General features: G+C 71.8%; 9 protein-coding genes. 3 read left to right on the forward strand and 6 right to left on the reverse strand.

Going from position 1 to position 8,635, the window contains the following annotated elements; genetic code table 11:
• Positions 1-54: 54 nt before the first annotated feature.
• From ACRX5S_RS25300 to ACRX5S_RS25310, 3 genes are all read right to left on the reverse strand, one after another.
• Complete coding sequence (locus tag ACRX5S_RS25300; RefSeq protein WP_436775407.1) at positions 55-654, reverse strand: DUF305 domain-containing protein; 600 nt, start codon at positions 652-654, stop codon at positions 55-57.
• A 119-nt stretch (positions 655-773) separates the two neighbouring features.
• Positions 774-1,475, reverse strand: a complete 702-nt coding sequence (locus ACRX5S_RS25305) for a DUF3105 domain-containing protein (RefSeq protein ID WP_436775381.1) — start codon at positions 1,473-1,475, stop codon at positions 774-776.
• A gap of 93 nt (positions 1,476-1,568) precedes the next feature.
• Positions 1,569-1,979: a hypothetical protein gene (locus tag ACRX5S_RS25310; RefSeq protein WP_436775382.1), complete on the reverse strand. Its 411-nt coding sequence runs from the start codon at positions 1,977-1,979 to the stop codon at positions 1,569-1,571.
• 213 nt (positions 1,980-2,192) lie between these two features.
• On the opposite strand from ACRX5S_RS25310, the gene ACRX5S_RS25315 reads away from it, so the two are divergent.
• On the forward strand, positions 2,193-3,251 hold the full coding sequence (locus ACRX5S_RS25315; protein ID WP_436775383.1) for a carbon-nitrogen hydrolase family protein: 1,059 nt from the start codon (positions 2,193-2,195) through the stop codon (positions 3,249-3,251).
• A gap of 309 nt (positions 3,252-3,560) precedes the next feature.
• Here the strand turns inward: ACRX5S_RS25315 and ACRX5S_RS25320 are convergent, their stop codons facing one another.
• From ACRX5S_RS25320 to ACRX5S_RS25330, 3 genes are all read right to left on the reverse strand, one after another.
• Positions 3,561-3,893, reverse strand: a complete 333-nt coding sequence (locus tag ACRX5S_RS25320; protein WP_436775384.1) for a VOC family protein — start codon at positions 3,891-3,893, stop codon at positions 3,561-3,563.
• Between the two features lie 145 nt (positions 3,894-4,038).
• A complete protein-coding gene (locus ACRX5S_RS25325; protein ID WP_436775385.1) occupies positions 4,039-4,962 on the reverse strand; it encodes a pseudouridine-5'-phosphate glycosidase in 924 nt (307 codons plus the stop codon).
• Complete coding sequence (locus ACRX5S_RS25330; RefSeq protein WP_436775386.1) at positions 4,959-6,098, reverse strand: carbohydrate kinase; 1,140 nt, start codon at positions 6,096-6,098, stop codon at positions 4,959-4,961. Before ACRX5S_RS25330 ends, ACRX5S_RS25325 begins: the two co-directional genes overlap by 4 nt.
• Positions 6,099-6,348: 250 nt before the next feature.
• On the opposite strand from ACRX5S_RS25330, the gene ACRX5S_RS25335 reads away from it, so the two are divergent.
• The gene (locus ACRX5S_RS25335) at positions 6,349-7,551 is read left to right on the forward strand and encodes a DegT/DnrJ/EryC1/StrS family aminotransferase (RefSeq protein ID WP_436775387.1); all 1,203 of its coding nucleotides are present in this window, start codon (positions 6,349-6,351) and stop codon (positions 7,549-7,551) included.
• A 136-nt stretch (positions 7,552-7,687) separates the two neighbouring features.
• On the forward strand, positions 7,688-8,596 hold the full coding sequence (locus tag ACRX5S_RS25340; RefSeq protein ID WP_436775388.1) for a TauD/TfdA dioxygenase family protein: 909 nt from the start codon (positions 7,688-7,690) through the stop codon (positions 8,594-8,596).
• The last annotated feature ends 39 nt before the right edge of the window (positions 8,597-8,635 follow it).

An 8,635-nucleotide genomic window follows, 5' to 3' on the forward strand; every position in this document is an offset into this window, starting at 1 on the left:
CCGATACCGGCCGCGGACGTCGGATCCGCGAACAGGCCGACAGCTGCGGCCGGTTCAGGCCCCCCGCTCGGCGAGCCACTGCCGCATCTGGGCGATCTCCGCGTTCTGCCCCGCGACCATGCCCTTGGCCAGGTCCCGCACCACCTGCGACCGCGCGTGGTCCAGTGCGTCCTGGGCCATCGCCACTCCCGCCTGGTGGTGGGTGATCATCAATTGCAGGAACAACACCTCGGCCTCGACACCGCGCAGCCCCGCGAGCCGGTCGAGTTGGGCCTTGGTGGCCATGCCCGGCATCTGCGGCGCGCCCGGCCCCGTGGTGGCCGCGGGCCCGGGCACGGTCGCCCCGGGCGCCATCGTGTGGCCGCCCATCGCGGCCATGCCCGCGGGCGACATCCACTCCATCGGCGGACGCGTCGTGGTCTGTGTCAGCCCCCACAGGTCCAGCCAGCCGGTCATCTGCCCGATCTGGTTCTGCTGCGTGGCCGCGATGTCGTACGCCAGCATCCGCACCGACTCGTCGTCCGTCAGGTCGCGGATCGTGAACGACATTGCCACCGCCTGCGCATGATGCACCTTCATGTCGCGCGCGAACCCGGCCTCGACCGAGGTGTCGGCCGGCGGGTCCTTCACCTCGGCCACCGGCACACCAAGCATGGTCGGCGCGGCGGCGGGCTCACGGCTTCCGCCGCCGTCCGAGGAGCACGCGGCAACACCCGTCAACCCCAAGACAGTTGCGGCAGCGAAGGCGACGGCCGCCCTCTTGGCGCGCCCGGTCACGGCATCACTCCGCCGTCGCAGGGCGCCCCGTACTCCGGCGTGGTCTGCCGGTTGTGCCGGTAGAGCGTGATGAACCGGTCGATGCGCGGGTCGTCCGCACTGTCGACCTTGAGCTGCATGCCCCAGGCGGTGACCGTGATCGGCGTCGACATGCCCGGGTAGGGGCTCAACAGCATGTACGCCTGCCGCGCCCGCGCCTTCAGTTTCTCGACCTGGTCCGCGGGCAGCGCGGGGTCGTAGGTCAGCCACACCGCGCCGTGCTCCAGCGAGTGGACGGCGTTGCGGTTCGCCACCGGCCGGTCGTAGACCGCGCAGGTCAGCCACCGTTCGTTGTGCTCGCCGCCGACCGGTGGCACCTGCGGGTAAACCACCTCGCCCCGCACATGGTCGCGCGCCGCGGTGTAGGCGACGACGCCGGGGATCGGGCTGGCGACGTTGGGCGCCGCGACCACGTTCGCGGTGATCGCGCCGTTCCCGGGCTCGGGCTTGCCGTCGTCCGAGTCGGTGGTCACGACGACCGCCAGGCCCGCGATGACGCCGGCCGCGACCACCGCGGCCGCGGTGCCCAGGACGATCGAGCGGCGGCGTGCCGCCTTGTCGTCGCGGGCGCGCTGCGCGGCGACGCGCCGACGAGTACTGTCCGTTCGGGGGTTCTTGTCGGTCTTGCCGTGCTCTTGTGAACTCTGCCGAGGCCCCATGGAGCTCCTCCGGGAGGTATGCGGAGTGAAGTCGCCGGTACGCGGGCGCGCCGCAGAGCCCCGTGGCGGGCGGGGCCGACGCGCGGGGGCGGCTCAGGTCCGGCTGACGCAGAGGTCGGCGATATCGGTGGCCACGGCGCTCGGGGCGGGCGCGGGCGCGGGTCCGGCACCGTCCGGACCGACGAACCAGGGCAGGCTGAACGGGCCCACCGGCTCCGGGAGTACGGGTGGCACCGGCGGGACCGTCGACGACGTGCACACCGGCGCGGCGCTGCCGCAGCCCCGGGCGTCGTTCGGGCTCTGCGCACGGTACGGGCAGGCGACCGCCTCGTCGCCGGGGGCGGTCACGGTGGCCGCCGAGACCGCGGCGGGGACTGCGGTGGGCGCGGCCTGGGCGGGGAGCGTCCCGCCGCCGATCAGCGTGGCCAGCGCCAGCAGTGCGAGGAGCAGGACGCGGAGCAGCGGCCGGCGTACTCCGGCCCGAAGATCCCCCCGACGCGTCACGTCGGCCATTCTCACCCGAACAGGTGAACGTTGACGAGCCCGCCGGCGTATTCGCGGCGTCGGTTGCGCCACGCGTCCGCCTCACGGGCCGCCGAAGCAGCCCAAGTTGTGAGGCGAAAACCCTGGACTGGCAAGGGTGTTGGCCTCGTACGCTCTCGAACACACGCGCACCGCCGGCTTCCGGCGCGCGTGCCGACGGGGAGGAGCAACGTGATGATCGACTACGACATCCAGGTCAAGGCGGCCGCGGTGCAGGCCGAGCCGGTGTGGTTCGATGCGGACGCGACCATCGGCAAGAGCATCGCCCTGATGGCCGAGGCGGCGGGGAACGGCGCGGACGTGATCGCCTTCCCGGAGATCTTCGTGCCCGGCTACCCGTGGCAGTTGTGGATCAAGGACCAGACGACCGCCGCCGGTCTGGCCAAGCACTACCTGACCAACGGAATGCAGCTCGGCGACGCGCGCATGCGGCGCCTGATGGCGGCCGCCCGGGAGCACGCGATCCACGTCGTGATGGGGTACGTGGAGATCGCCGGGTCCAGCGCATACATGTCCCAGATGTTCGTGGACGACCGCGGCAACCTGGTCGGCAACCGGCGCAAGTTGAAGCCGACGCACGTGGAGCGCGGCATCTTCGGCGACGGCAACGGCGCGGACCTCCAGGTCTGGGAGTCCCGGATCGGCCGGATCGGCGCGCTGAACTGCTGGGAGCACTTCCAGCCCCTCGAACGCTTCACGCTGGCGGCCATGCACGAGCAGATCCACGTCGCGTGCTGGCCCAGCTTCGTGTCCACCAATCCCAACGGGTTCTACCTGGGCACCATCGAGCCGAACGAGGCCGCGACGCGCATGCACGCGATCGAGACCGGGTCGTTCGTCCTCTGCGCCACGCAGGTGGTCTCGCAGAACGCGGTCGACCTGCTGGTCGGCGACGACGCCGGGCAGCGCAAACTGCTGGGCACCGGCGGCGGTTTCGCCCGGATCTTCCACCCGACCGGCCTGAGCACGGCCGAGGAGCTCGACCCGCACGCCGAGGGGATCGTGTACGCGGACCTCGACCTCAACGACATCCTCGCCGCGAAGTCGTTCGTCGACATCGTCGGGCAGTACTCGCGCCCCGACGTCTTCGACCTGCGCGTCAACGTGGGCCGGAACCCGTGGCTGACAACGCACGGCGCGGAAGGGGTCGTGACGGAGTACGCCTTCCCGACACCGTCGGCGGCGCGGCGCGAAACGGGGGATGCGGCGCCGCTGCTGACGCTGGAGGACTGAAGCCGGGGGCCTGACGGGGGCCTGTCGCCGGGGGCCGACGCGCACTTCGTCCCGGAAGGGCGCCCCGGGGCCGACCCCGGACCGGCGCCGAGGACCGGCGCGTGTGTTTCACACTGCGCGCCACACCATGGGACAACGCGCGACTGCCGGACGGTCGGGCCGGGGTGTGCGGTACGCACGGCACCGCACGCCCCGGGCCGGATCGGGCCGGATCGGGCCGGATCGGGCCGGATCGGGCCGGATCGGGCCGGATCGGGCCGGCCCCAGGGCCGGTATCGGCCCGCGGCCCGGCCCGACCTCCGACGCCGGCTACTTCCCGCGCAGGCCGACCGCGTTCCCGTCCGCGTCCTCCAGGACGCAGATCCGCGCCCCGGGGCCGACCTCGACCGGGGCCGTCCGCTCGGTGGCGCCCGCGGCGAGCAGCGTCGCGCGTACCGCGTCGAGGTCGTCGACGTCGGTGTAGGCGATCGGGCCGTCCGCCACGGTCCCCTGCGGGTTCAGCGCGACCTCGAACCCGTTGACGTTGTACCCGACGTAGTAGGGCTCGTCGGTGTGCGGCGTGCCGAGCAGCGCGGTGTAGATCGCCTTCGCGGCCTCCAGGTCCGACACCGGGACCACGACACTGCGGATCGACGTGGGCATCTGTTTCGTCCTCCTCGCATGCGGGGGGCCGTACCGGTGGCCGTCCCGACGGTCTCGTCCGGATACCCCGTTCCCGGCAAAAGTGATCCTTCCGGGCGGCACACGGAGGCGAACCCACGCGGGCGGGGCGCGACCGCGCGTGCCGTCAGCCGCCCGCGTACGCCGCCGCGATCCGCGCGCCCAGGTGCGCGTTGTTCTTCACCAGCGCGATGTTCGCCGCGAGGCTCGCGCCGCCGCTGATCTCGACGATCCGGCCGAGCAGATACGGGGTCGCGTCCTTCCCGGTGATCCCGAGCGTGGTCATGTCCGTCAGCGCCTGCTCGATCACCGCGGAGATCCGCCGCGCCGGAATCTCGTCCTCCGCCGGGACCGGGTTGGCGATCGCGAGGCCGCCGGAGATCCCGAGGTCCCACTTGACCCGCATCATGGCCGCGAGCTCCTCGGGGGTGTCCGCCCGCATCGGGGCGCGGAAGCCGCTGGTCCGCGAGAAGAACGCGGGGAACTCGTCGGTCCCGTAGGCGACCACCGGGACGCCGCCGGTCTCCAGGTGCTCCAGCGTGAGCCCGATGTCCAGGATGCTCTTGACGCCCGCGCTGACCACCGCGACGTCGCTGCGGGTGAGTTCGGCCAGATCGGCGCTGATGTCGAAGCTCTCCGGGGCGCCGCGGTGCACGCCGCCGAGGCCGCCGGTGACGAAGACCCGGATCCCGGCGAGCGCGGCCAGGCGCATGGTCGCGGCGACGGTGGTGGCGCCGTGCTCGCCCCGGGCGATGAGGTACGGCAGGTCCCGCACACTCGCCTTGGCCACGTCCGGGCTGGTGGCCAGGACCTCCAGCGCGGTCGGGGTGAGGCCGACGCACGGGCGTCCGTCCAACACCGCGATGGTGGCCGGGACCACGCCGTGGCCGCGGATGATGTCCTCGACCTCGGTGGCCATCGCGACGTTCTGCGGGTACGGCATGCCGTGGCTGATGATCGTGCTCTCCAGCGCGACGACGGGGCGGCCGGCGGCCAGGGCGTCCCGGACCTCCTCGGTCAGCACGAGGTCGGGGTGGGGGGTGCCGGTCACTGGGTGCTCCTGGGGCTCGTGGGTCGGGCGGCGCGCTCGGCGAGGGCCTGGGCCAGCAGGCGCGGCGAGAGGTCGGGGCGGACGGTGTGCGCGCTCTCGACGGTGAGCGCCGCGGCGGCGGTGCCGTGGTCGACCGCGGTGCGGGGCGGGTGTCCGGCGAGCAGGGCGTAGGCGAAGGCGGCGAGCATGGCGTCCCCGGCACCGGTGACGTCCTCGACTCCGGCGGGCAGGGCGGGGACGAACGCGTGGCCCTCGTCGGCGCTGCTCAGCAGGCTCCCCCGGGAGCCGAGGCGCACCCACACGTGTGCGACGCCGCGTTCATGCAAGTGCTTTGCGGCGGAGAGCAGTTCGTCGTCGGAGGTGGTGGGGAGCCCGGTGAGCGCGGCGAGTTCCTCGCGGTTCGGAGTCGCGGCGTACAGCGGCCGGTCCGGGGTGATCAGCGGGGCGAGCACGGCCGCCTTGGGCACGCTCACCGGCTCCAGCAGCGTCGGGACGCCGGCCGCGTGGCCGAGGTCGAGGACGTGCGAGGCGGCCGGCGCGGAGAGGTTGCCGTCCAGCACGAGCAGCCCCGCATGGGACAGCAACTCGCGCAGCGGGCCGAGGTGTTCGGGCAGCAGCTCGGACGCGGCGGTCATGTCGGCCACCGCCACCACGAGTTCGCCGGCCGCGTCGAGCACGGCGGTGTAGGTGCCGGTGGCGTGCCTGCTGCGGTGGATGTGGTCGAGCCGTACGCCCGCCGCGGCGGTGTCGGCGAGCAGCCGCTCCCCCATCGCGTCGTCGCCGACCGCGGCGATCAGGTAGGTGGGGGTGCCGAGCCGGGCCAGGTTCTCCGCGATGTTACGGCCGACGCCCCCGGCGGCCATCGAGCCCGCGCCGGGATTGCTGGTGCCGAGGATCGCGGGGGCGGCACTGCGCGCCTTGATGTCGAGGTTGGCGCCGCCGACCACGACGACCGACGGCTCCTCGCTGAGGATGTAGCCGCGCCCGAGGACGACGCCCTTGCGCGTGAGGTTGGACAGGTGGACGTTCACCGCCGCACGCGTGGTGCCCAGCCGCTCGGCGATCTCCCCGGGGGCGAGCCGGGGGTCACCGCGCAGCAGATCGACGATCTCGCGCTCCCGGTCGGTCAATGCCATGCATATAAATCTAAAGCGTCTTTACATATGTCTGCAAGCCGGCCTCGCTCCCGGCGGCCCCGCGCAAGCCGGCCCCGCTCACCGCAACCCCACGCACCCGCGGGCCTGCCCGCCGCAGCCCCGACAGGGCGACTCCGGCCCGTTCTTCGGGATGACCCTTCCGCCTTAATCATGGCCATGATAGCTATCTTTTTGATCAGCATGCGGCTTGGTGCCGTCCCACCACTGCTTCCGGAAGGACGTTCCCCCGATGACCGACGACAAGCGAGTGCTCTACGTCTCCGCCGTCTACGACGAGGCCGAGATCGAGGCGGTGAACCGCGTGCTCCGCAGCGGGAAGCTCGGCATCGGCGCGAACGTGGCCGAGATGGAGCGCCGGGTCGCCGAGATGACCGGCAAGCGGCACGGCATCATGTGCAACTCCGGCTCGTCCGCCCTGTACCTCGCCGTCGAACTGCTCGGCCTGCAACCGGGCGACGAGGTCATCACCTCGCCGCTCACCTTCTCCACCGACGTCGCGCCCCTCGTCCGGGCGGGCCTGGTGCCGGTGTTCGTGGACGTCGAACCCGACACGTTCAACGTCGACGTGTCCCTGCTGGAGGCCGCCGTCTCGGACAAGACGAAGGCGATCCTGCTGCCCAACCTCGTGGGCAACGCCCCGGACTGGGACGTCGTACGCGACATCGCGGACCGGCACGGCCTGAAGGTCGTCGAGGACGGCTGCGACTCGCTGGCCCCCAAGCTGCGCGGCACGCCGACCGCCACCCGCGCGGACATCTCCGTCACCAGCTTCGCCCTGTCGCACATCATCACCGCGGGCGGCACCGGCGGCATGGTGCTCGTCGACGACGACGAACTGCGGGAGCGCTGCCTGCTGCTGCGCCGCTGGGGTCGACGCTCCGAGGTACAGGTCTTCGGCGGCAAGGGCGAGCGCAGCTACTGGGAGGACCTGGACGGGGTCGCGTACGACAGCGGGTTCATCTTCGACGAACTGGGCTGGAACTTCGAGCCCAACGAGATGAGTGCGGCGTTCGGCGTCGAGCAGCTCAAGAAGGTGCCGGTCAACTTCGCCCGCAGGCGTCGGAACTTCCAGCTCTACAGCGAGTTCCTGGCGCAGCACCCCGAGTACTTCATCCTGCCGCGCGAGCTCGAAGGACTCGAAACCGCCTGGCACACCTACACGTTCCAGGTCCGCCCGGACGCCGGGTTCACGCGCGCCGACCTCCAGAAGTACCTGGAGCCGCGCGGCGTCGACACGCGGACCGTGTGGACCGGCAACATCACCCGGCACCCGATGCTGAAGAACGCCGCCTTCCGCATCGCCGGCGACGGGCTGCCGAACGCGGACCAGGTCATGAAGCAGGGCATCCTCGTGTCCGGCAACCACGGCCTGAACGACGCGGACATCGCCCGGGTGACCGGCCACATCGGGGACTTCCTCAAGACGCTGTGATGTGCGTGCCCCTTCCATCTTTAAGTCAGGTGTCTTAACGTGCTCCTCCAAGTGCGGTGGCCACACGGGTTTGCCGTCCGGTGAACGTTTGTGGTCACCGCACCTGCGGCTCCCACGATCCCTGGAGGGCACAGACATGACGACGATTCGCAACCGCGTCGCCGAACGCGGCCTGGCGATGGGCACACGGGTGCTGCGGCGCCTGCCGATCGGGGCGGAGTCGGCCCCGTACGAGCTCTTCGAGCTGCGGCCGTGCGGGCCGCTGATCGGGGCCGAGGTCCACGGCGTCGACCTGCGCGAGCCGGTCGGGCCGGAGATGTTCGCCGAGCTGAACCGCGCGCTGCTGGAGTGGAAGGTGCTGTTCTTCCGCGACCAGGCGATCGACTCCGCCCAGCACCGCGCCTTCGCTCGCCTTTGGGGTGACCTGGAGGTGCACCCCTTCCTCGCGCAGGGTGACGTGCCCGAGGTCGTGCGGTTCGCCAAGGACGCCGACATGGTCGGCGTCGAGAACATCTGGCACACCGACGTGACCTGGCGTCAGGAACCGGCGCTGGGCTCGGTGTTGCGCGCCGTCGAGGTGCCGGAGTTCGGGGGCGACACGCTGTGGGCGGACATGGCCGCGGCGTACGACAACCTCCCGGCCGACGTGCAGGAGCGCATCGACGGGCTGACCGCCGTGCACGACTTCGCGTTCTCGTTCGGCCAGGGCATGGCGCCGGACCGGTTCGCCGTGATGCGCGCCGAGTTCCCGCCGGCCGAACACCCGGTGGTGCGCAGCCACCCCGTCACCGGCCGCAGGACCCTGTTCGTCAACGAGGTCTTCACCGACCACATCGTCGGGTTGTCCGACGGGGAGAGCGAGGAGCTGCTTGCACTGCTGTGCAAGCAGGCGACCTACCCGGAGTACCAGGTCCGCTTCCGGTGGCAGCCGGACTCGGTCGCGATCTGGGACAACCGCGCCACCGTGCACTACGCGACGAACGACTACCACCCCAACGTCCGCGTCATGGAGCGCGCCGCGATCCTCGGCGACCGACCGTTCTGACCGGTCCCGGGGGGGGGGGGGGGGGGGGGGGGGGGGGGG

The organism is Yinghuangia sp. YIM S09857, assembly GCF_051388915.1.
In the GTDB taxonomy this organism is placed as follows: domain Bacteria; phylum Actinomycetota; class Actinomycetes; order Streptomycetales; family Streptomycetaceae; genus Yinghuangia.

What these genes read in the sequence shown, in the direction of transcription:
- ACRX5S_RS25300 (WP_436775407.1), bottom strand. Translation starts at nt 654, where the DNA reads ATGCTTGGTGTGCCGGTGGCCGAGGTGAAGGACCCGCCGGCCGACACC.
- ACRX5S_RS25305 (WP_436775381.1), bottom strand. Translation starts at nt 1,475, where the DNA reads ATGGGGCCTCGGCAGAGTTCACAAGAGCACGGCAAGACCGACAAGAAC.
- ACRX5S_RS25315 (WP_436775383.1), top strand. Translation starts at nt 2,193, where the DNA reads ATGATCGACTACGACATCCAGGTCAAGGCGGCCGCGGTGCAGGCCGAG.
- ACRX5S_RS25320 (WP_436775384.1), bottom strand. Translation starts at nt 3,893, where the DNA reads ATGCCCACGTCGATCCGCAGTGTCGTGGTCCCGGTGTCGGACCTGGAG.
- ACRX5S_RS25330 (WP_436775386.1), bottom strand. Translation starts at nt 6,098, where the DNA reads ATGGCATTGACCGACCGGGAGCGCGAGATCGTCGATCTGCTGCGCGGT.
- ACRX5S_RS25335 (WP_436775387.1), top strand. Translation starts at nt 6,349, where the DNA reads ATGACCGACGACAAGCGAGTGCTCTACGTCTCCGCCGTCTACGACGAG.
- ACRX5S_RS25340 (WP_436775388.1), top strand. Translation starts at nt 7,688, where the DNA reads ATGACGACGATTCGCAACCGCGTCGCCGAACGCGGCCTGGCGATGGGC.